Source organism: Massilia sp. Root418 (assembly GCF_001425265.1).
Taxonomy (GTDB): domain Bacteria; phylum Pseudomonadota; class Gammaproteobacteria; order Burkholderiales; family Burkholderiaceae_D; genus Rugamonas.
This window is the reverse complement of the sequence record NZ_LMEC01000004.1, coordinates 20,748-43,312: the sequence shown is the minus strand read 5'-3', so window position 1 is coordinate 43,312 and position 22,565 is coordinate 20,748. Positions and strand designations below refer to the sequence as shown.

Genomic DNA, 22,565 nt, shown 5'->3' with positions numbered 1-22,565 from the left:
TAGGCGGCGCAGCCGCCGTAACCCGCCGGCGCCGCCCGTACAGCAGCTTAAGGCCTGGCGGTGCGCGGCAAGGTGAGCGTGAAGACGGAGCCGTCCCCCAGCGCGCTGTTGACCGTGAGCGTGCCCTGGTGGGCTTCGGCGAGCTGGCGCGAAATGTATAAACCCAGCCCCAGCCCGGCACTGACGCCGGTGTCCAGCCCGCGCTCGAAGGGCTCGAAAATGCGCGCCTGCGTTTCCTCGGACATGCCGGCGCCGCCGTCGCGCACCGATATCCGCGCTTCGCGCGCATCGGCGTCCAGCTTCACTTCTACCGGCTTGTTGCAGCCGTAGCGCAGCGCGTTGGTGAGCAGGTTGACGATCACCTGCTCCAGCCGGAATTCATCCCACCAGCCGCTCACCTCCTGCTCCGCGATCAGGCTGATCTCGCAGCCGGCCTCCTGCGCCTGGCGCGACAGGTCGGCCACGATCCGTTGCAGCAGGCCGGACAGCTCGGTGGCCGCAGGCCGGATCGACAGCTTGCCGCTGCGGATGCGCGATACGTCCAGCATGTCGTCGATCAGCCGTATCATGCTCTGGATCTGGCGGTCGTCGCGCGCCACCATCTTTTTCCACACGTCGGGGTTGAACGCTTCCTGCAGGCCGCGCTCGATCTGCAGCTTGCGCAGCTGCGTTTCCAGGAACAGCGTGTTGAGCGGCGTACGCAGCTCGTGCGCCACCATGGACATGAATTCGTCGCGCGTGCGCAGGGCGCGCTGCAGCTCTTCCTGCGCCGCGTGCAGCTCCTGCAAGGTCGCTTCCTGCTCGGCGCGCGCCTTCTCCAGCGCCGCCACCTGGAGCTGGGTTTCCTGGCGCTGGCGGTGCAGCGCCACGAACACGTTCACCTTGCTCTTCACCATGTCGCCGTCGAGCGGCTTGTAGAGGAAGTCCACCGCGCCCGCCTCGTAGCCCTTGAAGGCGTAGTTCAGCTCCTTGCCGGCCGCGCTGACGAACACGATGGGGATGTGGCGGGTTTTCTCGGTGCCGCGCATCAGCTCGGCCAGCTCGAAGCCGTCCATGCCGGGCATCTGCACGTCCAGGATGGCCAGCGCAAAGTCGTGCTCCAGCAGCAGCGCCAGCGCTTCTTCCCCCGACGTGGCCTGGTACACGGCGCGTTCCTCGTCGCGCAGCAGGGCGTGCAGCGCGCGCAGGTTTTCCGGCAGGTCGTCCACGATCAGCAGCTTGGTCCGTTCCAGCATCAGCTCCTCTCCAATTTTTGTTCCAACATCGCCAGCAGGCCGCGGATTTCCCGCAGCGGCAGTACCAGGTCCGGTGCGCGCTGCCGGATGGCGGCGCGCGGCATCACGTCCACTTGCGCTTCGGCAGGGTCCTGCACCACGGTCAGGCCGCCCGCTTCGCCAATGGCGGCCAGGCCGGCCGCGCCGTCGTGGTTGGCGCCGGTGAGCAGGATGCCCGCCAGCGCGGGGCCGTACACGTCCGCCGCCGATGCCATGATGAAGTCGATCGCGGGCCGCGAGAAATTGTGCGGCGCCTCGCAGCTCAGCGAGAAGCAATGGTCCGATTCTACCGACAAGTGATAGCCGGACGGCGCAAAGTAGACCGTGCCCGCCGCCAGCGGCTGCTTGTCCTCCGCTTCCAGCACCGCCATGGCCATGCGCTGCGCGAACACTTCGGCCAGCTGGCTGTGACGGCCCTGCATCATGTGCACCACCACCACGATGGGCAGCGGCGCGCCGGCCGGCAGGCCGGGCAGGATCTCCAGCAGCGCGGCCACGCCGCCGGCCGAGGCGCCGATCACCACGGCTTCGAACACGCGGCCTTGCAGCAGCGCGCTGTAGGGAGCGCTGGACGGAACGTTTGGCGGCGCAGTCACGACAGCTTCCTGAACAGGCGCTCGCGCTTCACGATGGGCTCGAAGCGCGGGCCGTAGGCGGAGAAGTCGATGCTCTCCTTGCTGCCCAGGCCGAGGAAGCCGCGGTGGCACAGCGATTCGTGGAACAGCCCGAAGGCGCGCTCCTGCAGCTTCTTCTTGAAGTAGATCATCACGTTGCGGCAGCTGATGAAGTGCGTCTCGGCGAACACGCTGTCGGTGGCCAGGCTGTGGTCGGCGAAGGTGACGTTCTCGATCAGCGAGCGGTCGAACAGGGCGGCGTTGTAGGCGGCCGTGTAGTAGTCCGAGAAGGCGCGCTTGCCGCCGGCGGCCTGGTAGTTGGCGGTGTAGTCGCGCATGGCGTCCAGCGGCACCACGCCCTTCTTGGCCTTCTCCAGCGACTGCGGATTGATGTCGGTGGCGTAGATGATGCTGCGTTCGAGCAGGCCCTCCTCCTTCAGCAGGATGGCGATCGAATACACTTCCTCGCCGGTGCTGCAGCCGGCCACCCAGATCTTCAGCGAGGGGTAGGTGGACAGCACCGGCGTCACGTGCTCGCGCAGCGCGGCGTAGTAGCTGGGGTCGCGGAACATTTCCGTGACCGGGATGGTGAGGAACTGCAGCAGCTGCGTGAAGGCGGCCGGGTCGTGCAGCACGCGCGACTGCAGCACCGAGATGGTGTCGCAGCGCATTTCGCCCATGGCGTGCAGCACGCGGCGCTTCTGCGAGGCGCCGGTGTAGTCGCGGAAGTCGTAGCTGTACTTCTGGTAGATGGCCTCCATCAGCATGCTCAGCTCGATGTCGATGCTGCTGCGCTGGTGCGGCGGGTGCGGCGGCTGCCCATGCGGATGCTGGCTCATGGCTGCATCCAGACCCGCAGCAGCGAGTACAGGCGGGACAGGTCGATCGGCTTGGCCAGGTAGTCGTTGGCGCCGGCCGCCAGGCACTGTTCCTGGTCGTCCTTCATGGCCTTGGCGGTAATCGCGATGATGGGCAGGCGGCCGAAGCGGCCGTCGGCGCGGATGCGGCGCGTGGCCTCCAGGCCGTCCATCACCGGCATCATCACATCCATCAGCACCAGGTCGATGTCGGGCACCGCGTCCAGCTTGTCGATCGCCTCCTGGCCGTTGCGGCCGATTTCCACCGTGGCGCCCTTCTGCTCCAGCGCGCTGGTGAGGGCGAAGATGTTGCGCACGTCGTCGTCCACCAGCAGGATGCGGCGGCCCTCGAACACGCGGTCGCGGCTGCGCACGGTCTTCAGCATGGTCTGGCGTTCGCTGGAGAGCTGCGACTCCACCTTGTGCAGGAACAGCGTCACTTCGTCCAGCAGGCGCTCGGGCGAACGGGCGCCCTTGATGATGATGGAGCGCGAGTATTTGTGCAGGTCCGCTTCCTCGGCGCGCGTGAGGTTGCGGCCGGTGTACACGATCACCGGCGGGAAGGAGGCGATCTCCTCCTGCGCCATGCGCTGCAGCAGCTCGTTGCCCTGCATGTCGGGCAGCTTCAGGTCGATGATCATGCAGTCGAAGATGGTGGTGCGCAGCAGCGCCAGCGCTTCCTCGCCGGATTCGACGGCGGTGATGTCGATGTCGTCGTCGGAGATCAGGGCCACCACGCTGTCGCGCTGGCGGGCGTCGTCCTCTACCAGCAGCAGGCGCTTGATCTTCTGGGTGAACTTGTTTTCCAGCTTGTGGAACACCTCTTCCAGCTGCTCGCGCGTGGCCGGTTTCAGCGCAAAGCCGATGGCGCCCATGTGCAGCGCGGCCTCGGCGTTCTCGGAGGCGGACACCACGTGCACGGGGATGTGGCGGGTGTTCGGGTTGTCCTTCAGCAGCTGCAGCACGGACAGGCCGGAACGGTCGGGCAGGCGGATGTCGAGCAGGATGGCGTCGGGACGGTACTGCTCGGCCAGCTGCAGGCCTTCGTCGGCGGCGAAGGCCACCACGCAGCGGTAGCCCATTTCGTGCGCCAGGTCGTACAGGATGCGGGCAAAGGCCGGTTCGTCTTCCACCACCAGCACGATGCGTTCGGGCGGCGGCGCCATGTCGCGGTCGTCGTCGAAGGGGCGCGGCACGGGTGGCGGGGCGTCGTCAGGGGCTACGGCCGGGGCCTGGGCCGGGGCTTGGGCTTTCTGGGCCGCGGCAGGCGGGACTGCGCTGGCAGGCTGCGCTGCGGCGGACGGCTGGACGGGGGTGACCACGCCGGCGCCGTGCGCGGGCGCGGCCCATTGCGCGGGCAGCACGAGCGTGAAGGTGCTGCCCTTGCCCAGCTGGCTGCTCAGCTCAATGGTGCCGCCCAGCAGGCGCGCCAGGTCGCGCGAGATGGACAGCCCCAGGCCGGTGCCGCCGTAGCGGCGGCTGGTGGTGCCGTCGGCCTGCTGGAAGGCGCCGAAGATGGTTTCGTGCTGGTCGGGACGGATGCCGATGCCGGAATCGCTGACGGCAAAGCTGAGCTGCCCGGACGGATCGGCCCACACCCGCAGGGCGATGCGTCCCGCCTCGGTGAACTTGATGGCGTTGGACAGCAGGTTTTTCAGGATCTGCTCCAGGCGCTGGCGGTCGGTGTAGATGGTCTGCGGCACATCGGGCGCCACCTCCACCGTGAACTGCAGGTGCTTCTGCTGCGCCAGCGGTTCGAACACCTGGCCCAGGCCGCGCACCACCTGCTGCACGCTCAGGTCCTCCGGCGCCAGCTCCAGCTTGCCCGCCTCCACCTTGGAGATGTCGAGGATGTCGTTGATCAGGTTGAGCAGGTCGTTGCCGGCCGAGTAGATGGTCTGCGCGAAGCGCACCTGTTCCTCGTCCAGGTTGCCCTGCGCGTTCTCCGACAGCAGCTTGGCCAGGATCAGCGAGCTGTTGAGCGGCGTGCGCAGTTCGTGCGACATATTGGCCAGGAACTGCGACTTGTACTGGCTGGCCCGCTCCAGGTCCAGCGCGCGTTCCTCCAGCTGCTGCTGGGCCTCGCCCAGCGCCTCGTTCTTCTGGTCCAGCACCAGCGCCTGCTCGGACAGCTGCTCGTTGGTCTGCTCCAGTTCGGCCTTCTGGTTTTCCAGGCTGGCCTGCGACTCTTCCAGCACGCGCGACTGCTCTTCCAGTTCCTCGTTGGCGGTGCGCAGTTCCTCCTGCTGCACCTGCAGTTCCTCGTTCAGCTGCTGCGTTTCGGCCAGCACCTCGGCGATGCGCTGGCGCGCCAGCGTGGCCTCGATGGCGGTGCCGATATTGCCGCTCACCAGCTTGATGAATTCCAGCTGGCGCTCGCTGACCGGCTGCAGGAAGGCCAGCTCCACCACGCCGTTGACCACGCCGTCACTGCTGACCGGTGCCAACAGCAGGTGGCGCGGCGGCGCGGCGCCCATGCCGCTGCTGATCTTCAGGTAATCCTCCGGCAGCTCGTCGAGCTGGATCACGCGGCGGAGCTGCACGGCCTGCCAGGGCAAGCCTTCGCCGGGCGCCAGCACGGCGCCGTAATCCTCTTGCTCCCGGCCGTAGCCGTAGCTTGCCGTGCGTTGCAGGCTGCCGTCCTGGTCGCGCACGTAGAGCGCGGCCGCCGCCACGCCCACGTAGTGCGACAGGAACTGCAGCAGCGCGGCGGACAGCTGCGGCAGCGCCATCTGGCCTATGCCCTGCTCGGCAAGCTGGGTCTGCCCGGTGCGCAGCCAGGCCTGCGCCTGCAGGCGCTCGGCGTGCGCGGTCTGCTCCTGCAGGGCCTTGCCGTAGGTATCGGACAGCTTGCGCATGTCGCGCCGGCCGAACATGGCCAGCAGGCCGCTCACCACCAGGCTGGCGAGCACGAAGGCGGTGATGGCAATCCGCGTCACCGAGCGCGCATGCGCGCGGCGCTCGGCCAGCAGGCGCTGCTCGCTGGTGACGAAGAGCTGGAACAGATTGCGCACTTCATCGAATTCCAGCTTGCCGCGCCCGGCCCTGATCGGCTCCAGGTAGTCGCCGCCGTTGCGGCGCAGGTCGATCACGCCCTGGGCGAAGCCGTCCCATTGCCGCTGCTGGGCCTCGATGTTGCGCACGCGGGTCACCTGCACCGGATTGTCGGCCACCAGTTCGCGCAGCAGGGCCAGGCCGGTGTCCATCTTCGGCCTGGCCAGCTTGTAGGAGGCGAGGAAGGTCTCGTCGCCGGTGAGCGCGAAGCCGCGCAGTCCCGATTCCTGGTCCACCATCAGCTTGGCGGTTTCGTTGGCGCTGCCGATCACGCGTTCGGAGTGCTCGACCCAGGTCAGCACGCTCAGCAAATAGACCAGGATGCCGGCGAACACGCCCACGTTGACCACGCCGGCCACCAGCGGCATGGTGATGTTGCGCGCGAGGATGCGGCGGAAACTGCTATCGTCTTGGGCGGAGATACCGGTCATGATGCGTTCGATCGTGGTTGCCTGGGAATACACAAGTGTAGCCGATCATCATGCCATTTCATTGCCTGCTTGCCAATAGTGCGGGCGCGCATGGGCGCCGCTATAATAGTTTCACCTCCATAGAAAGACATGCCATGCGCAAGCTCCTGATCGCCATGCTCCCCTTGCTGCTGACCGGCTGCGCCAGGGACAGCGCCACCTATTACGTCGACAGCACCAACAACCACACGCTGTCGCTGCGCAGGCAGCAGGATTACTTCTGGAGCGACAGCGCGCGCGTGACGCTGATGGCCACCCGCATGCCGGACTGCCAGCGCCAGATTGCGCTGGGCGAGATGGCGGTGGATGAGGTGGACGTGGAAGTGTTCGCGTCGCCCGACAATTTCTGGAGCCTGCGGTCGGGCGACCAGGTGTGGCAAGTGGAAACCCAGACCTGCGCGCTGGTGAGCCAGGCCGGCCCCGCCACCGGCACCAAGGTGGGCGAATTCAAGCTGGTGGACGACAAGCTGGTGTTCGAACCGGCGGCGGCACCGGCGGCAGCGCCGGCAGCCGGACCTGCTGCCCCGCCGGCAGCGCCGGCCCCGGCGCCCGCCAACTAGATCACGTCGATCACCACCTTGCCGCGCGCGGCGCCGCCGGACAGCGCGGCATGGGCCGCGTTGGCGTCCGCCAGGGCATAGCGCGCCGGGTCCAGCCGCACGCGCAGGCTGCCCGCCTCCACCAGCCTGGCCGCTTCCCGCAGTATCGCCCCGTGGTGCGCGCGGCCCTTGCCCGACAACAGCGGCAGCAAGGTGAACACGCCCGAATAGGTGGCCGCGCGGAAGGACAGCGGCGCCAGCGCATGCGTGCCCCAGCCCAGGCAGCTCACCACGTGGCCGCCGTACAGCCGCGCCGCGGCGAAGGACGCGTCCAGCGTGGCGCCGCCCACCGTGTCGTAGACCACGTCGAAACCCTCGCCGCCGGTGTATTGCTGCACGTAGTCCGCCACCGCCTCGGTGCGGTAGTCGATGAAGGTGGCGCCGCCGCCTTCGATGGCGGCGCGCTGGCCTGCGCTGCCGGTGGCGTACACCTCGGCGCCCAGGGCGCGCGCCAGCTGCACCGCCACATGGCCCACGCCGCCCGCGCCGCCGTGGACCAGCACCTTCTGCCCCGGCCGCACCTGCGCCCGGTCCACCAGGCCTTCCCAGGCGGTGATGAACACCAGCGGCAGCGCGGCCGCTTCGCGCAGCGTGGCGTTGCGCGGCTTAAGCGCCAGCAGGTCCGCATCCACCGCCGCGTACTGCGCCAGCGCGCCCTGCACGCCGCCCACGCCGCCGGTCATGCCGAACACCTCGTCGCCGGGCCGGAAGCCTTGCACGCCCTCGCCCACCGTCTGCACCACGCCCGCCATGTCGATACCCAGCACCGCCGGCAAGGGCATCTTCGCGTGCCCGGCCTGGCCGGCCGCGATTTTCAGGTCGAGCGGATTGACGCCGCTGGCGGCAATGCGCACCAGCACCTGGCCGGGGCCGGCCGCCGGCATCGGGATGTCTTCCAGCGCCAGCGGCGCGCCTGCCTGTTTCGAGATCATTGCTTGCATGATGTCCTCCTGTGGTTGATGAAACCAGTGTAGCCAGGAGCGGGGCGGGGAAAAACGGGGCGGCGGATAATGCAGTATCCCGAAATCGTGGACAATCGGGGCTGGGATCAATGACACGGAGCGGACATGGACCGGCTGGATGCGCTGAAGGTGTTTTGCACGGTGGTGGAAAGCGGGGGCTTCAGCCGCGCGGCGGACAAGCTGGGCATCTCGACCTCCTCCGTCACCAACCAGGTCGCCGCGCTGGAAGCGCACTTCGGCGTGAAGCTGCTGAACCGCACCACGCGCAGCATGTCGCTCACCGGCGAGGGCCGCCAGTGCCATGCCTACGCGCAGCGGCTGCTGGCCGAGATGGGCGAACTGGAGGACAGCCTGCAGGAATCGGCGCAGCAGCCGCGCGGCGTGCTGCGGGTGGACATGCCGGGCATCCTGGCGCGGCGCTACGTGGCGCCGGCGCTGCCGCTTTTCATGGAACGCTACCCGGACATCACCCTGAGGGTGACTGCCGGCGACCGCTTTATCGATATGGTGGAGGAAGGCGTGGACGTGCTGCTGCGCATCGGCGAGCTGCCGGACTCGCAGCTGGTGGCGCGCACGCTGTGCCGCACGCAATACGTGACCTGCGCCGCGCCGTCCTTCATCGCGCGCCACGGCGTGCCGCAGGCGCCGGAGCAGCTGGGAGAATTCCCCTGCCTGAATTTCCTGTATCCGAAATCGCGCCAAGTGCGCGCCTGGCGCTTCCAGCAGGGGGGCGAGGCGTTCAGCCATACGCCGCAGGGCAAGGTGGCGATGGACCACGTGGAGGCGCTGATCGCGGCGGCGGCGCAGGGCGCGGGCATCGTGCAGCACCTGTCGGTGTCGCTGCGCGAACCGCTGCGCAGCGGGGCGCTGGTGCCGCTGCTGCAGGAGTGGCAGGCGGACGGGCCGGATGTCTCGGTGCTGTATCAGCGCAAGCACCAGCGCGCCGCCAAGGTGAAGGCGTTCGTGGACTTCGTGGGGGAGGTGTTTGCGGAGCCCGGCGGGTTACGCGCGTTGCGCTAACCCGCCCTACGGGCTCCGTGGCGGCGCCGGCCGCGTAGGGCGGGTTAGCGCGCGAGCGCGTAAGCCGCCGTTTTCGCCACGCCCGTTTCATGCGCGTGCAGACGGAAGCGGCACACCAGCGAGGCCAGGTTGGCGGCCTGCTCCTGCATGGCGCCCGCCGCAGCCGCTGCCTGCTCGACCAGCGCCGCGTTCTGCTGGGTGACCGAATCCATCTCGGTGATGGCCTGGTTCACGTGGCCGATGCCGGTGCTCTGCTCGCCGGTGGCGGCGGTGATGGCGCCCATGATGTGCGTCACCTTGGCCACGCTGCCCACCACTTCGTCCATGGTGGCGCCGGCCTTGGCCACCAGCGCGCTGCCGGCCTCGATGCTGCCTACCGAATCGTTGATCAGTCCTTTGATCTCCTTGGCCGCCGAGGCTGAGCGCTGCGCCAGGTTGCGCACTTCGGACGCCACCACCGCGAAGCCGCGCCCCTGCTCGCCGGCGCGCGCCGCTTCCACCGCCGCGTTGAGCGCCAGGATGTTGGTCTGGAAGGCGATGCCGTCGATGACGCTGATGATGTCCACGATGCGGGTGGCCGACTGGTTGATGGTGTCCATGGTCTGCACCACCTGCGACACCACGGTGCCGCCCTGCTGCGCCACATCCGAGGCGGCCTTGGCCAGCTTGTTGGCCTCGGCCGCGTTGTCCGCATTGTGGCTGACGGTGGTGGTGAGCTGCTCCATCGAGGCGGCGGTTTCTTCCAGCGAGCTGGCCTGCGACTCGGTGCGCGCCGACAGGTCCATATTGCCGCTGGCGATTTCGGACGAGGCGGTGGCGATGGTGTCGGCGCTGCGGCGGATCTCGCCGATGGTGGCGGCCAGGCTGGCCTGCATGGCCTTCATGCCGTACAGTACGCTGCTGTTGTCGCCGGCGCCGGTAGTGACGGCGCCGCTCAGGTCGCCGCCGGCAATGCGCGCCGCCACTTCGGCCGCGTATTCCGGCTCGCCGCCGATGGTGTGCCGCAGGCTGCGGTTGATGTAGCTGAATATGCCGGCCAGCAGCGCGCACACCAGCACCAGCACGCCGCCCGAGCGCAGCAGGTTGGCGTGGAAGGCGTCGTCGATGTCGTCCATGTAGACGCCGGTGATCAGGTTCCAGTCCCAGGGCTTGTAGACGATCACGTGACTGAGCTTGGGCGAGGCTTCCTTGGCGCCGGGGCGCGGCCACCAGTATTTCACGAAGCCGGTGCCGGCCGGGCTGTTGGCGGTGGCCACGATGTCGCGGTACAGATAGGTGCCCTTGGGGTCCTTGAAGTCCATCATGTTCTTGCCGTCGTTCTCGGGCTTGATGGGATGCATGATGGTGACGCCGGCATTGCTGGTGATGGACAGGTAGCCGTCTTTGCCATAGCGCATGCTCTTGATGACGGCCATGGCTTGCTTCTGGGCGTCTTCCTTGCTCATGGCGCCGGACTGGGCCTTGTCGCCGTACAGTTTCAGGACGCTGATGCCGAGGTCGTCAAGATTGGCCAGGTCGGCCATGCGCTCCTCGATGCGGGTGTTGCGCAGCTGGATGGCGTCGTGCAGGAAGATGGCGGTGATACAGAGCAGGCTGCAGATCAAGGGGATCCACAGCTTCTGGCGGAATGAAAGGTTGCTCACAACTATCTCCATGGAATGTTCTTGTAAAACAAGAATACTCCCAATGGAGGTAGGAATACCACTTAATCGGAGCGCGACCCCGGCCTCGCGGGCCGGGGTGTTGCGCAAAACAAACCCCGCCTCTTTATTGGGCAGCGGCGCTGCGTTTGGCCGAGGCCGTCAGCGTGGGGGTGACGTTGGGCGTGCGCTGCACGCGGGCGTCGAAGAACGATGGGTAGTTCACTTCGTTCAGGTCCAGCTCGCCGGCCGCGCGGGCGGCCAGCACGTCGGCCTTCACCTGTTCGCGGGTCAGGGCGGAAGGCGAACTCACCAGGGGCGGGTAGGTCACTTCGGTCAGCTCCAGCTCGCCGGCGTTGCGGGCGCGGATGACTTCGGCTTTCACAGCCTCGCGGGTGGTGGCGGCCTGCTGCGCAGCCTTGCCCAGGGACGGGAAGTTCAGGTCGGCTGGTTCGGCGAAAGCGGCGCCGGCGGCAAAGATCAGGGAAACGGAAGCGATAATGTGTTTGGCATTCATGATGTTCTCCTAGAGAGGTGATTGCGTTTCGATGGAGTCATCTTATGATTTAATTTGACGATAAAAAAGCGCAATTATCGGTTCATAATTATCTGCTTTCCCGATGTGTGAGATACAGCTTATTTTGGCGGCAAGGCGAAGGAAGGTAATACTAGGGGGGCCGGATATGACACAATGTTGGAATTGAGTTTTCCGCAACTGTTCCAATGAAAAAACTGCCCAGCCTGGCGCTCGCACTACTGTACGGCGCGGCCGCCCACGCCGCTGCCGCCGCCGCCACGCCCCCCGCCGAGCACAAGATCGACGCCGCCCACCTGCTGCGCCACATCAAGGCGCTGGCGTCGGACGAGTTCGAAGGCCGCGCGCCCGCCACGCGGGGCGAGACGGTGACCCTGGCCTACCTGCAGGACGAATTCAAAAAGCTCGGCCTGGCGCCCGGCAACCCGGACGGCAGCTACCTGCAGAAGGTGCCGCTGGTGTACGTGCAGCCTTCGCCCACGCTGGTCTACACGGCGGCCGGCAAGCCGGTGCCGCTGAACTTCCCGGCCGACTACGTGGCGTGGACCCCGCGCACCGAGCGCAAGGTGACCCTGGCCAATTCCGAGCTGGTGTTCGTCGGCTACGGCGTGCAGGCGCCCGAGTACAAATGGGACGACTACAAGGGCATGGACTTGCGCGGCAAGACCCTGGTCATGCTGATCAACGATCCGCCGCTGCCGGACCCGAAACGGCCGTCGCGGCTGGACCCGGCGCAGTTCGCCGGCGCGGTCACCAGCTATTACGGGCGCTGGAGCTACAAGTACGAAACGGCGGCGCGGCTGGGCGCGGCCGGCGCGCTGATCGTGCACGAGACGCGGCAGGCAGGCTATCCCTACGACGTTGTGCGCAACAGCTGGGGACGCGGCAGCTACGGCCTGAAATACGCCAAGGGCGACCATCCGGGCTACCCGGGCCTGGCCGGCTGGCTGCAGCTGGACCGCGCCAGGGAACTGTTCCGCGCGGCCGGGCAGGATTTCGACGCGCTGAAAAAGGCCGCGCTGTCGCGCGACTTCAAGCCGGTGCCGCTGGCGGCCAGCGTGACGGCCAGCGTGGCCAACGCCTGGAACGAGATGCCGTCCAATAACGTGGTGGCCAGGATAGAGGGCTCCGACGCCAGGCTCAAGGACGAGGTGGTGATCTACAGCGCGCACTGGGACCATTTCGGCATCGACGAATCGCTGCCCGGCCCGCGCAGCAAGCAGATCTTCCACGGCGCGCAGGACAACGCCTCCGGCGTGGCGGCGCTGCTGGAGCTCGCGCGCGCCTACAAGGCGCTGCCGCAGGCGCCGAAGCGCAGCGTACTGTTCCTGCTGACCACGGGCGAGGAACGCGGGCTGCTGGGCGCGCAGTACTACGCGCGGCATCCGCTGTACCCGGCCGCCAAGACCGTGCTCAACATCAACGTGGACGGCCTGAACCTGTGGGGCAAGACGCGCGACCTGGAACTGACCGGCCACGGCAAGTCGACCGCCGACGAGCTGGTGGCGGCAGTGGCCAAGTCGCAGGGCCGGGTAGTGCGGCCGGAAGGCAATCCGGAGATGGGCGCCTTCTACCGCAGCGACCAGCTGGAATTCGCCAAGATCGGCGTGCCGGTGGTGTACACGCACGGCGGGCGCGACTTCATCGGCAAGCCGCCCGGCTACGCGGCCGCCACGCTGGACGCCTACACCACGCACGACTACCACAAGGTAACGGACGTGGTGCAGCCGGGCTGGGACTTGAGCGGCGCGGTGCAGGACGTGGAACTGCTGTTCCAGGTCGGCCTGCGCGCGGCGCAGGACGCCGCCACGCCGCAATGGAAGCCCGGCGCCGAATTCCGCGCCGCGCGCGAGCCCGCCCCAGCCGCAGGCTCGGCCTCCGCCTCCGCGCCGGCCTCGATCCCCGCCAAATAAACTTCCCGCAAGGAAGCAGCCTGAGCCGCATTTTCCGCCACTTCGGGGTCAGACCCCGAAGTGGGCGAAAATGCGGCTCAGCTCGCTGCTGGGGCGGGCGTCAGAGGTTGGCGGTGAGCAGGCGCTGCAGGGCGCCGGCTTGCGGGCCGGGGACGGTGAGCATGGCCAGCTTGCCGGCCAGCCGCTGCAGCTGGGTACGGTTGCGCTGCTGGTAGGCGTCGCTGGCAGCGGAGATGTCGCGCGCGATCTCCTGGGCCGCCGCTTCGATGCGCGGCTGGTCTTCCGGCGTCATGTCGATCACGCTCACCAGGTAGGTGGCGCCCCATTGCAGGCGGGTGGCGCTGCCGACGGCGGCGCGCCAGGCTTGCTCGTACCAGGCCAGCGTGGCGGGAATGTCGCCGCGCCGGCGCGCAGCCGCCGCCAGGCTGAGCATGAAGTAGTAGGGCGCGTGCGACTGCGCCAGCTCGGCCTGCAGCAGTGCTTCGGCCTCGGCGGCGAAGCCGGCGTCGTTGAGCGCGCTCACTGCCGTGTTGACCAGGGTGTGGCGGGCGTGCGGCTCGCGCACCTCGGCCAGCGCCGCTTGCACCGTGCTGCGCACCAGTTCGGCCACGCCGTCGCTGGGTCCGCCCAGGCGCACCAGGCGCATCTGCAGCCGCACGGCGGTCAGGCGGTCGGCCAGCGAGAGCGCGCTGTCGGCCGCGAAGCGGCGCGCGGCCCGGTCTAGCGCCTGCACCAGCTCGGCCTGGCGGGCACCCGACCATTTGATCAGGTTCACGCCGCTGTTGACCAGGATGTCCAGGTTGGCGCGCGCCAGGCGCGGGTCGCTGAACACGCGCAGCAGGCGGTCGGCGGCAGCGGCTATCGCGGCGGCGGCCTGGGCCGCGCTGGCCGAGGCGTTGCCGGCCGGGGTGTCGGCCACGATGCGGCCGGCGGCCGCCACTTGCGCGTGCAGGTGCAGCCGCGCGCAGGCGTCGCCGGGCGGGCAGGCTTCCGCCAGCCGGGCCAGGACGGCCGGCTGTTCGGCAGCCGGCAGCAGCTGGCCTTCGTCGGTGTCCCAGGAATACAGGCTGAGCAGGGCCCACTCGGCCTCGGCCAGCGGCCGCGTGCCGCCCAGGGCGGCCTGCAGCGATTCGGCGGCCGTGTGGCCGGCAGCCAGGGCCTGGTCCAGCGCGGCAATGAACAGTTCGCCGTCCAGCTCGCACGGCAGGCGGGTGATCTCGCGGCCGTCGGCGCCGTACAGCACCAGGGTCGGGTAGCTGCGCAGCTTGTACTGCGCGGCCAGCGCCTGCGCGCCCGGCGCGTCGCCGTCCAGCTGGAAAGGCAGCAGCGCGCGCATGCGCTGCGCGAACCCGGGCTGGCTGAACACGTCGGCCTTGAGCCGGTTGCACGGCGGGCACCAGCCGGCGCCCCAGTACAGGAACAAAGGACGGCCCACCGAGGCCGCCAGCCCGAATGCGGCGCCCAGATCGCCGCTTTGCCATTCGATCGCCGTTGCCATGGTGTCAGGGCTCGCGGGCCAGGGCCAAAAATTCGGTGCGCAGCGCCAAATTGGGCTGCAGCTCGCCCAGCATGGAGGAGGTGATGGTCTCCTCGCCCGGGGTGCGGATGCCGCGGCTTTCCATGCACAGGTGGCGGCAACGCACCACCACGCCCACCGCCTTGGGTTCCAGCGCGTCCATCAGGGCGTTGGCGATCTGCTGCGTCATGCGCTCCTGCACCTGCAGGCGCTTGGCGAAGCAGTCCACCAGCCGGGTCAGCTTGGACAGGCCGACGATCTTGCCGTTCGGTACATAGCCGATGGTGGCCTTGCCGAAGAACGGCGCCAGGTGGTGCTCGCAGTGGCTATAGACGGGAATGCCGCGCACCACGATCAGCTCGTTGTATTGCTCGGCGCCATCCTCGAACACCTTGAGCAGTTCCACCGGGTCCTGGGCGTAGCCGGAGGTCCAGTGCTTCCACGCCTTGGACACGCGGTGCGGGGTTTCATGCAGGCCGGGCCGGTCCGGGTCTTCGCCCAGGCTTTCGAGCAGGCGGCGCCAGTCGTTTTCGGAAAATGCTGCTTCTTTGGTCATGATGTAGCCATAAAATTTGCGATTGGCGTCAGTATATAGAAATCCTGGCCGGGCAGTTTGGCGGGCCCGCGCCGCATGGGCCCGCGCAGGCTGTTGCACCCGCGTTGCGCGCGCTGCCGCCATTTGTGGCGCCAGGGGCATACGCCCCTCAAATTTAACCGGATTCAATTTGTTTTAGGCTAAAATAGCCTGCCTGGGAGAGACGCCAACCAGCGCGCATCCGGGCTGCCTCGGCACCGATAAAGCACGAGAACGATGACTACTAATTCTGAGCCCACCCAGCAAGCACAACTGCAAGCTTTCACTGTTGCCCTCCATCGCAATGACCTGGCGCTGAGCGCTGAACTGGCGCGCAGCCTGGCCGCCCGCGGCGCCCTGCCGATCGCCGAACTGTTCGCCATTACCCAGCAGCTGACCCAGGCCGGCCAGGCGGCGCAGTCCATCGCCCTGTTCCGCCAGTGGCTGGAGCACACCCAGTCGCCGGTGGCGTACGCGGTGCTGTTCAACCTGGCCGTAACGCTCAGCAATGAAAAGGACGACGCCGGCGCGGAAGCGGCCTACCGCCGCGCGCTGGAGCTCAAGCCGACCTTCCTGGAAGGCCACCTGAACCTGGGCACCCTGCTGGAACGCAAGGGCGAAGTGGTGGAAGCGCTGTCGCTGTGGAACCAGGTCACCGTACTGGCCAGCCCGGCGGTCGAGGCCGACCGTCCGTTCTACCTGCAGGCCCTGAACAATATGGGCCGCCTGCTGGAGCTGAAGAAGCAGCTGCCGGAGGCGGAAGACATGATGGCGCGCAGCCTGCGGGTCGACCCGCACCAGGGCAAGGTGCTGACCCATCTGATCCACCTGCGCCAGAAGCAGTGCAAATGGCCGGTCTACGCGCCGCTGGAGGGCGTGAGCCTGCAGGAGATGGTGGACAACACCTCGGCGCTGGCCATGCTCAGCGCCAGCGCCGATCCGGCCCAGCAGCTGGCTGCCGCGCGCCGTTTCGTGGCGGAAAAGGTCATGCCGCCCACCACGCCGCTGGCGCCGGCCGACGGCTACGCCCACCAGCGCCTGCGCATCGGCTACCTGTCCTCGGACTTGCAGGCGCACGCGGTGTCCATCCTGACGGCCGAGCTGTACGAATTGCACGACCGCAGCAAGGTCGAGGTGTACGCCTTTTCCTGGAGCCACGAGGACGGCACGCCGCTGCGCGCGCGCGTGGTGCAGGCCATGGACCATTACATCCGCATCGGTGCCATGAGCGACGAGGAGGCGGCGCGCTGCATCCGCTCGCACGAGATCGACATCCTGGTGGACCTGCACGGCCTGACCCTGGGCACGCGGCCGGACATCCTGTCCTGGCGCCCGGCGCCAGTGCAGCTGACCTACCTCGGCTTCCCCGGCCCCACCGCCCTGCCCTGCATCGACTATGTGCTGGCCGACGAGTTCGTGCTGCCGCCGGAACTGGCGCCCTACTTCACCGAGAAGCCGCTGTACCTGCCGCACACCTTCCAGATCAACGACCGCCAGCGCGCCATCGGCCCGCGCCCCTCGCGCGCCGACTGCGGCCTGCCGGACGACGCCTTCGTGTTCTGCTCGTTCAACAACAATTTCAAGATCACGGAAGAGGTGTTCGCCAGCTGGATGCGCATCCTGGCCCAGGTGCCGGGCAGCGTGCTGTGGCTGGTGGCCGACCACGAGGCGGTGCGCAGCAACCTGGCCGCCGCCGCGGCCGCCCAGGGCATCGATCCGGCCCGCTTGTACTTCGCCGGCCGGGTCGGGCCGGCCGAGTACCTGGCGCGCTACCAGGTGGCCGACCTGTTCCTCGACACGGCGCCGTTCAACGCCGGCACCACCGCCAGCGACGCGCTGTGGGCCGGCCTGCCGCTGCTGACCTGCGCCGGGCGCACCTTCTCGGCGCGCATGGCCGGCAGCCTGCTGCTGGCGGCCGGCCTGCCCGAACTGGTGACCCACACGCCGCAAGACTACGAGGCCACCGCCGTGGCCCTGGCGCGCGATCCGGCGCGCCTGGCAGTGCTCAAGCAGCGCCTGGCGGACAACCGCCTGAGCTGCCCCCTGTTCGACAGCCCGCGCTTCGTACGCGATTTGGAAACCTTATTTGAGAGGATAGCGGTGCAGCCCATCGAAGACATGAAACAGACAGCACTGAACAACATCCACAATGTGGACGTGCTGCGCATGATGCGCCCCAACCTGAAACGCGTGGTGGAAGTGGGCTCCAGCAGCGGCGCCCTGGCGCTCGCTTACCGCCAGACCTCGCCCAACAGCGAGTACGTGGGCATCGAGATCGTCAAGGAATACGCGGACGCCTCGCGCCAGCATTGCACCGAAGTCATCCTGGGCAATGTCGAGCACATTCCGGACGAGCAGTTCAAGGGCCTGGCCAGCGGCGACTGCTGGGTGTTCGCGGACGCCCTGGAGCACCTGTACGACCCGTGGAAGCTGCTCAAGCGCATCCGCCTGAACGCCGAGGGGCCGCTGGAGATCGTGGCCTGCATCCCCAATGTGCAGCACTGGGGCATCCAGTCCTGCATCAATTCGGGCAACTTCCTGTACCAGGATTCCGGCCTGCTGGACCGCACCCATATCCGCTGGTTCACCCGCGTGTCCATCCTGCACATGTTCCAGAGCTGCGGCTACCAGGTGACGGACATGACGGTGCGCCGCTTCCACCAGCCGGCCGAAGCCACCATCGCGGCCATCCGCCAGATGGCCGTGGCCGGCGGCGCCGACCCGGACCAGGCGGTGGAGGATGCCATGGTGTTCCAGTACGTGGTCAAAGCGGTCGCGCTGACCTGAGTGCGTTTTTGAAAGCAGCAATGAGCCCAGTCCATCTCTACCATATCGCCTATTCCCCGGAAACCCTGGCCGCCCTGCCGCCGGGTTTCTCCGTGCTGGACAATATGAGCGGCCTGCGCAACGACTGGCGCGAATACTGGCCGATCCGCGCCTTCCTGCTGCGCGAAACGCTGGAGCCGGACGCGTATTACGGCTTCTTCTCGCCGCGCTTCCTGGAAAAGACCGGCCTGGACGCCGTCAAGGTGACCGACTTCGTGCGCGCCGCGGGCGGGGCCGACGTGGTGGCCTTCAGCCCGCAGGTCGACATGGGCGCGTTCTTCCTGAATATTTTCGAGCAGGAAGAACTGTTCCAGCCCGGCTTTTCGGCGCTGAGCCAGCAGTTCGTGGACCGCGCCGGCCTGCAGGCCCACCTGGGCACGCTGGTGATGGATAGCCGCCACATTATTTTCAGCAACTATTTCGTGGCCAAGCCGGCCTTCTGGCGCGCATGGCTGGACCTCAACGAGCAATTGTTCGCGCTGTGCGAAGACGGCCCGGCCGACGACGCGCTGCGCGCCGGCCTGACCGACGCCACCACCTACCCGGGCGCGGTGCAGCGCAAGGTGTTCCTGATGGAGCGCATCGCCTCGCTGATGCTGGCCACCGACGCGCGCTGGACCTGCAAGGCCTACAATCCGTTCGGCCTGGCCTGGTCGGCCAGCCGCCTGAACCAGTTCCGGCTGGAAGCGGTGCTCAGCGACGCCCTGAAAATGGCCATCCGCGAGCAGGGCTACGCAGACTACTATGAAGCCTTTAGCGCCATGCGCGACAAACTGCGCTAAGGGGAGCAAACATGGCGTCGATTTTCCTGGTTAACCGCGGCGACTATCTGCAGGCGCGCGCCAGCCTCGGCCCGCAGCTGGCCGAAACCGAGTGCCTGACCAACTCGGCCGATGTATACAACGCGCTGGTGGCCGAGGGCATGCCGCGCGTCACCTTCGTTGACGCGGTGCCGCACGGCGCGGCCGACCTGGCGCGCTGCCACTTCGAGGCCGACCGCATGGCGCGCGCCTTCGACGCCCAGCTGTCTGAACTGCGCACGCGCCACCTGGGCTTCGCGCTGCCGTCGCTGGGCTGGGACTACCTGAATATCTATTTCATCGCGCTGACCCTGCTGCGCTGGTCGCGCTTCGCGCCGCAGCTGGCGGCCGCGCTGCCGCAGCGCCCCAGCCTGGCCTATTTCACGGTGGACAACAGCCAGGACTTCTATTTCGATTCGGCCCTGCAGCGCCACTACCTGGGCGCCGCGCTGCGCCAGCGCACCAGCGGCGAACTGCGCGCCTTCCCGGTGCCGCCCAACCGTCCCTTCGTGGCCGAGGCGGCCCAGTTCGAGTTCGACCTGCGCGGCGACGAGGACAGCGCATGCGAAGCGCTGGTGCACCTGCCCACCGTGTATTACGACTACGAGCACCACCGCCAGCGCCTGGGCGGCTTCCACGCCGGCCGCCTGGTCGACCTGAGCAGCGCCTACTTCGACATTCCCATCGCCCCGGACCGCGTGGCGCTCAAGCTCGGCGCGCCGGCGCGCGCCGCCAGCCTGGCGCAGCAGCACTACCTGGACGGCGTGCGCGCCGCCGCCGGCGCGCTGTACCAGTGCCTGTGCCCGGGCCTGCCGCCCGCCATCGCGGCGGCGCAGGTGGAACGCCAGGTGGCCAAGTCGCTGTCGCAGCTGCGCGCCTTCGACCAGCTGTGCACCGCGCCCAAGTTCGCCAATATCCGCTACGTCTACCTGAGCGACCACGACGCCGGCCTGTCCGGACCGGTGGCCACCTGGGCCAGCCTGCGCGGCCTGGCCACCGAAATCCACCCGCATTCGTCGGTGGCGGTGACGCCCTTCCCCGTGATCCCCGGCGCGCGCAAGCACGGCTATGTGCGCGAGCCCGATTCCTTCGCCGACCTGGGCAACGAGCGTTCCGTGTGGGCGCACCGGCTGCTGACCTCGGCCAGCCCGGAACAAGCCGCGCAGGCGGCGCGGCGCACGCCGCAAGTGCTGCTGCTGCTGAACGCGCTGACCGACCCGGGCGGCGTGCCGACCTGCTCTTTCCCGGCCATCGCGCGCTTCATGGCCGAGGCCATCGCGCTGTGCGCGCGGTACGGCGTGCGCTGCAAGGTGCGCAGCAAGGCCAGCTGGGACTTCAGCATCGTGCTGGCCAGCCAGCTGCGCGCGCAGGGCACGCCGGAAGCCGCGCTGGCCGAGCTGTTCGCCACCGGGCCGCTGGAGCCCTGGGCCGAGAGCACCACCATCTGCATCGCGCTGGACCAGCCGACCACGGCCCTGATCAAATTCCTCAACGCCGGCGCGTTCTGCGTGCAGGCCATCGACCGGCCCTACACGGAGACCGAACTGCACACATTGCCGGACCGCGACGTCTTGCTAAGCGACTACAATGGCGCCATGGCGGCGCTGCAGGCGCAGCTGACGCAGCTGGCCGCGGCTTGAGCCCGAGCACCCACCCCATGCGCACACCGCACCACACCACGGAGAAGTTCTTTGGAAAATACCGTTACTAACAGCGCCAGCGGCGACGGCGCGCAGCGCGTCCTGCTGATCGGCGGCTGCGGCTACATCGGCAGCTATATGTACGCGCAGCTGCGCGACGCCGGCTTCAGCATGACCGTGGTCGACCACCTGACGCGCGGCAACCCGGCCAATGTGCCGGACGTGCTGGTGGCCGACTACGACAGCCTGAGCGCGGAATTCCTGCAGCCCTTCGACGCCGTGGTCTGGTTCGGCGGCCACTCCAGCGTGGGCCAGTCGGTCCAGGACCCCAAGGGTGCGCTGGCCAACAACTGCCTGAACCTGTTCAACTTCGCCAAGAAGCTGCGCCCGGAAACCAAGCTGATCTACGCGTCCAGCGGCAGCCTGTACTCGACCAAGGCGGCCAACACGGCGCCGTCGTCGGAAGCGTCGCTGGCGGCCATCCCCTCGCAGAACCCGTACGACATTTCCAAGTTCGCCTTCGACTACATCGCGCAGAACTTCCTGCAGAATTTCTATGCCCTGCGCATGGGCACCCTGTCCGGCTACAGCCCCAACGTGCGCGAAGAGCTGGTGTTCAACTCCATGAACCTGGCAGCCGTGCGCAGCGGCCAGGTGCGCCTGATGAACAGCGAATCGAACCGCACCATCCTGTTCCTGTCGGACCTGGCGGTGCTGGTCAAGAAGCTGCTGCAGACGCGCCAGCAGCCCGGCATCTACAACGCCGGCAGCTATTCCTTCAAAATGGGCGAACTGGCGCACGCGGTAGCCATGAGCTGGAACGCGCAAGTGCTGTACCAGGGCGATTCGGAAACCTATTCCTTCCTGCTCGACACCACCAAGATGAAAGCCATCTGCGGCGCCGAACTGCCGTCCATGACGCTGCAGGAACGCTGCCAACAATTCATTAACGATTACCGCGCCGGAAAAGGAGCTGTCTGATGAGTAGCTACACGATCACCAATTGCCTGTGCTGCGGCGGCGCCAACCTGCGCATGGCGCTGGATTTGGGCCTGCAGCCGCCCGCCAACAGCTACACGGAATCGGCCGCCGAGCGCGTGGAGGAATTCCCGCTGGGCCTGAACGTGTGCCAGGACTGCTGGAACTCGCAGCTGAGCTATTGCGTGGACCGCCAGCAGATCTTCGACCAGTACGCCTACGTGAGCGGCACGTCGAAGACGCTGAACCTGTTCTTCACCTGGTTCGCCCGGGCGCTGGCGCGCAGCCTGCCGGCCGGCGGCCGGGCGCTGGCGCGCAGCCTGCCGGCCGGCGGCCGGGTGCTGGAGCTGGCCGCCAACGACGGCAGCCTGATCCGGGAAATGCAGGGCGCCGGCCTGGAATGCGTGGGGGTCGATCCGGCCGCCAACATCACGGCCCAGGCCCAGGCGGCCGGCCTGCCGGTGCTGTGCGGCTACTGGCCGCAGGCGGCGGCCCAGATCGACGGCCAGTTCGACGCCATCGTGTGCATGAACGTGGTGGCCCACGTGGACGACCCGCTGGCCTTCCTGGTGGGCTGCCGCGAGAAGCTGCGCGCCGGCGGCACGGTGCTGGTGCAGCCCTCGCAGGCGCGCATGTTCGAGAACGGCGAGTTCGACACCATGTACCACGAGCACATTTCCTTCTTCAACACGCGCTCCATGGCGCGCCTGGCCGAGCGCGCCGGCCTGCGCCTGGTGGACACCTTCCTGGTGAAGGTGCACGGCGACAGTCCGGTCTACATGCTGCAGCACGCCGATGCCCCGGCCGATGCGCAGGCCGTGGCCGCCTTGCGCGCGCCCTTCCTGGAAGGCGAGTTCGCCATCAATGAATCGCTGCCGGAGTACGAGCAGCGCATCGGCCTGTTCGACTGGGCCACCTACGAGCGCTTTGGCGACACCGCGCGCGCCGTGGTGGACGGCGTGGTCAAGCTGGTGGCCGAGCACCGCGCGGCCGGCAAGGCCATCGTGTTTGTCGGCGCCGCCGCCAAGGCCATGACCCTGGTCAACGCCGCGCGCGTGCAGCCGGACCTGTTCCTGGACGAAAACCCGCTCAAGATCGGCCTGCACGCGCCCGGTTCCGGCTGCCGCATCGAGGCGCTGGACGCATGCGCCAAGCTGGACCGCCCGGCCCTGTTCGTGTTCTCGGCCTGGAACTTCCGCCACGAGCTGGCCGCCAAGGTGCGCGCCATCGGCGTGCCGGAAGGCTCCGTGCTGTTTTCCTATTTCCCCACGGCGCAATACCTGTAAGCGCCCT

Annotated in this window: 17 protein-coding genes; 8 read left to right on the top strand and 9 right to left on the bottom strand. The window is 67.9% G+C overall.

All coding sequences use genetic code 11. The features are described from left to right. Window positions 1–47: 47 nt before the first annotated feature. Genes ASC94_RS07010 through ASC94_RS06995 form a run of 4 tightly spaced genes read right to left on the bottom strand, consistent with a single transcriptional unit; the run spans window position 48 to window position 6,230 of the window. Window positions 48–1,235, bottom strand: a complete 1,188-nt coding sequence (locus ASC94_RS07010; RefSeq protein WP_056392689.1) for a hybrid sensor histidine kinase/response regulator — start codon at window positions 1,233–1,235, stop codon at window positions 48–50. Continuing rightward, window positions 1,235–1,870 carry a chemotaxis protein CheB gene (locus ASC94_RS07005; protein WP_056392687.1) on the bottom strand — a complete coding sequence of 212 codons (636 nt, stop codon included), beginning with the start codon at window positions 1,868–1,870 and terminating at the stop codon, window positions 1,235–1,237. Before ASC94_RS07005 ends, ASC94_RS07010 begins: the two co-directional genes overlap by 1 nt. Continuing rightward, entirely contained in the window at window positions 1,867–2,727 is an 861-nt protein-coding gene (locus ASC94_RS07000) for a protein-glutamate O-methyltransferase CheR (protein WP_056392685.1), read from the bottom strand. The genes ASC94_RS07005 and ASC94_RS07000 overlap by 4 nt, the downstream gene beginning before the upstream one ends. Continuing rightward, window positions 2,724–6,230, bottom strand: coding sequence for a response regulator (locus ASC94_RS06995; protein WP_056392765.1), 3,507 nt, complete (start codon window positions 6,228–6,230; stop codon window positions 2,724–2,726). The genes ASC94_RS07000 and ASC94_RS06995 overlap by 4 nt, the downstream gene beginning before the upstream one ends. Before the next feature lie 134 nt (window positions 6,231–6,364). Here ASC94_RS06995 and ASC94_RS06990 point away from each other — a divergent pair, with 134 nt between their 5' ends. Continuing rightward, window positions 6,365–6,829: a hypothetical protein gene (locus tag ASC94_RS06990; RefSeq protein WP_056392684.1), complete on the top strand. Its 465-nt coding sequence runs from the start codon at window positions 6,365–6,367 to the stop codon at window positions 6,827–6,829. Here the strand turns inward: ASC94_RS06990 and ASC94_RS06985 are convergent. Continuing rightward, on the bottom strand, window positions 6,826–7,809 hold the full coding sequence (locus ASC94_RS06985) for a zinc-dependent alcohol dehydrogenase family protein (protein WP_056392676.1): 984 nt from the start codon (window positions 7,807–7,809) through the stop codon (window positions 6,826–6,828). The genes ASC94_RS06990 and ASC94_RS06985 overlap by 4 nt on opposite strands. Before the next feature lie 126 nt (window positions 7,810–7,935). Here ASC94_RS06985 and ASC94_RS06980 point away from each other — a divergent pair, with 126 nt between their 5' ends. Continuing rightward, on the top strand, window positions 7,936–8,850 hold the full coding sequence (locus tag ASC94_RS06980) for a LysR family transcriptional regulator (protein WP_056392673.1): 915 nt from the start codon (window positions 7,936–7,938) through the stop codon (window positions 8,848–8,850). Window positions 8,851–8,894: 44 nt separating this feature from the next. Here the strand turns inward: ASC94_RS06980 and ASC94_RS06975 are convergent, their stop codons facing one another. Both ASC94_RS06975 and ASC94_RS06970 read right to left on the bottom strand, forming a co-directional pair. Next, window positions 8,895–10,493 carry a methyl-accepting chemotaxis protein gene (locus ASC94_RS06975; RefSeq protein ID WP_056392671.1) on the bottom strand — a complete coding sequence of 533 codons (1,599 nt, stop codon included), beginning with the start codon at window positions 10,491–10,493 and terminating at the stop codon, window positions 8,895–8,897. Between the two features lie 124 nt (window positions 10,494–10,617). Next, window positions 10,618–11,007 (bottom strand): DUF4148 domain-containing protein, encoded by a 390-nt coding sequence (locus ASC94_RS06970; RefSeq protein WP_056392670.1) that lies wholly within the window; start codon window positions 11,005–11,007, stop codon window positions 10,618–10,620. A gap of 206 nt (window positions 11,008–11,213) precedes the next feature. Here ASC94_RS06970 and ASC94_RS06965 point away from each other — a divergent pair, with 206 nt between their 5' ends. Continuing rightward, the gene (locus tag ASC94_RS06965) at window positions 11,214–12,938 is read left to right on the top strand and encodes a M20/M25/M40 family metallo-hydrolase (RefSeq protein ID WP_056392668.1); all 1,725 of its coding nucleotides are present in this window, start codon (window positions 11,214–11,216) and stop codon (window positions 12,936–12,938) included. Between the two features lie 100 nt (window positions 12,939–13,038). Here the strand turns inward: ASC94_RS06965 and ASC94_RS06960 are convergent, their stop codons facing one another. Together ASC94_RS06960 and folE are read right to left on the bottom strand one after the other, a co-directional pair. Beyond that, entirely contained in the window at window positions 13,039–14,436 is a 1,398-nt protein-coding gene (locus ASC94_RS06960; protein WP_082616324.1) for a thioredoxin family protein, read from the bottom strand. Window positions 14,437–14,440: 4 nt separating this feature from the next. Then, a complete protein-coding gene (gene folE, locus ASC94_RS06955; RefSeq protein WP_056392666.1) occupies window positions 14,441–15,010 on the bottom strand; it encodes a GTP cyclohydrolase I FolE in 570 nt (189 codons plus the stop codon). Window positions 15,011–15,265: 255 nt separating this feature from the next. Here folE and ASC94_RS06950 point away from each other — a divergent pair, with 255 nt between their 5' ends. The 5 genes from ASC94_RS06950 to ASC94_RS06930 are packed head-to-tail and all read left to right on the top strand — an operon-like array spanning window position 15,266 to window position 22,558. Further along, the gene (locus ASC94_RS06950) at window positions 15,266–17,815 is read left to right on the top strand and encodes a tetratricopeptide repeat protein (protein ID WP_082616323.1); all 2,550 of its coding nucleotides are present in this window, start codon (window positions 15,266–15,268) and stop codon (window positions 17,813–17,815) included. Between the two features lie 20 nt (window positions 17,816–17,835). Further along, entirely contained in the window at window positions 17,836–18,636 is an 801-nt protein-coding gene (locus tag ASC94_RS06945; RefSeq protein ID WP_056392663.1) for a hypothetical protein, read from the top strand. Window positions 18,637–18,647: 11 nt separating this feature from the next. Continuing rightward, complete coding sequence (locus ASC94_RS06940) at window positions 18,648–20,294, top strand: hypothetical protein (RefSeq protein WP_056392662.1); 1,647 nt, start codon at window positions 18,648–18,650, stop codon at window positions 20,292–20,294. Window positions 20,295–20,345: 51 nt separating this feature from the next. Then, window positions 20,346–21,275: an NAD(P)-dependent oxidoreductase gene (locus tag ASC94_RS06935; protein ID WP_056392659.1), complete on the top strand. Its 930-nt coding sequence runs from the start codon at window positions 20,346–20,348 to the stop codon at window positions 21,273–21,275. Continuing rightward, entirely contained in the window at window positions 21,275–22,558 is a 1,284-nt protein-coding gene (locus ASC94_RS06930; RefSeq protein ID WP_056392657.1) for a class I SAM-dependent methyltransferase, read from the top strand. Before ASC94_RS06935 ends, ASC94_RS06930 begins: the two co-directional genes overlap by 1 nt. The last annotated feature ends 7 nt before the right edge of the window (window positions 22,559–22,565 follow it).

Coding starts and splice junctions, on each gene's coding strand:
- ASC94_RS06965 (WP_056392668.1), top strand. CDS start 11,214: ATGAAAAAACTGCCCAGCCTGGCGCTCGCACTACTGTACGGCGCGGCC.
- ASC94_RS07010 (WP_056392689.1), bottom strand. CDS start 1,235: ATGCTGGAACGGACCAAGCTGCTGATCGTGGACGACCTGCCGGAAAAC.
- ASC94_RS06985 (WP_056392676.1), bottom strand. CDS start 7,809: ATGCAAGCAATGATCTCGAAACAGGCAGGCGCGCCGCTGGCGCTGGAA.
- ASC94_RS06930 (WP_056392657.1), top strand. CDS start 21,275: ATGAGTAGCTACACGATCACCAATTGCCTGTGCTGCGGCGGCGCCAAC.
- ASC94_RS06970 (WP_056392670.1), bottom strand. CDS start 11,007: ATGAATGCCAAACACATTATCGCTTCCGTTTCCCTGATCTTTGCCGCC.
- ASC94_RS06950 (WP_082616323.1), top strand. CDS start 15,266: ATGACTACTAATTCTGAGCCCACCCAGCAAGCACAACTGCAAGCTTTC.
- ASC94_RS06995 (WP_056392765.1), bottom strand. CDS start 6,230: ATGACCGGTATCTCCGCCCAAGACGATAGCAGTTTCCGCCGCATCCTC.
- folE (WP_056392666.1), bottom strand. CDS start 15,010: ATGACCAAAGAAGCAGCATTTTCCGAAAACGACTGGCGCCGCCTGCTC.
- ASC94_RS06960 (WP_082616324.1), bottom strand. CDS start 14,436: ATGGCAACGGCGATCGAATGGCAAAGCGGCGATCTGGGCGCCGCATTC.
- ASC94_RS07000 (WP_056392685.1), bottom strand. CDS start 2,727: ATGAGCCAGCATCCGCATGGGCAGCCGCCGCACCCGCCGCACCAGCGC.
- ASC94_RS06945 (WP_056392663.1), top strand. CDS start 17,836: ATGAGCCCAGTCCATCTCTACCATATCGCCTATTCCCCGGAAACCCTG.
- ASC94_RS06940 (WP_056392662.1), top strand. CDS start 18,648: ATGGCGTCGATTTTCCTGGTTAACCGCGGCGACTATCTGCAGGCGCGC.
- ASC94_RS06990 (WP_056392684.1), top strand. CDS start 6,365: ATGCGCAAGCTCCTGATCGCCATGCTCCCCTTGCTGCTGACCGGCTGC.
- ASC94_RS06980 (WP_056392673.1), top strand. CDS start 7,936: ATGGACCGGCTGGATGCGCTGAAGGTGTTTTGCACGGTGGTGGAAAGC.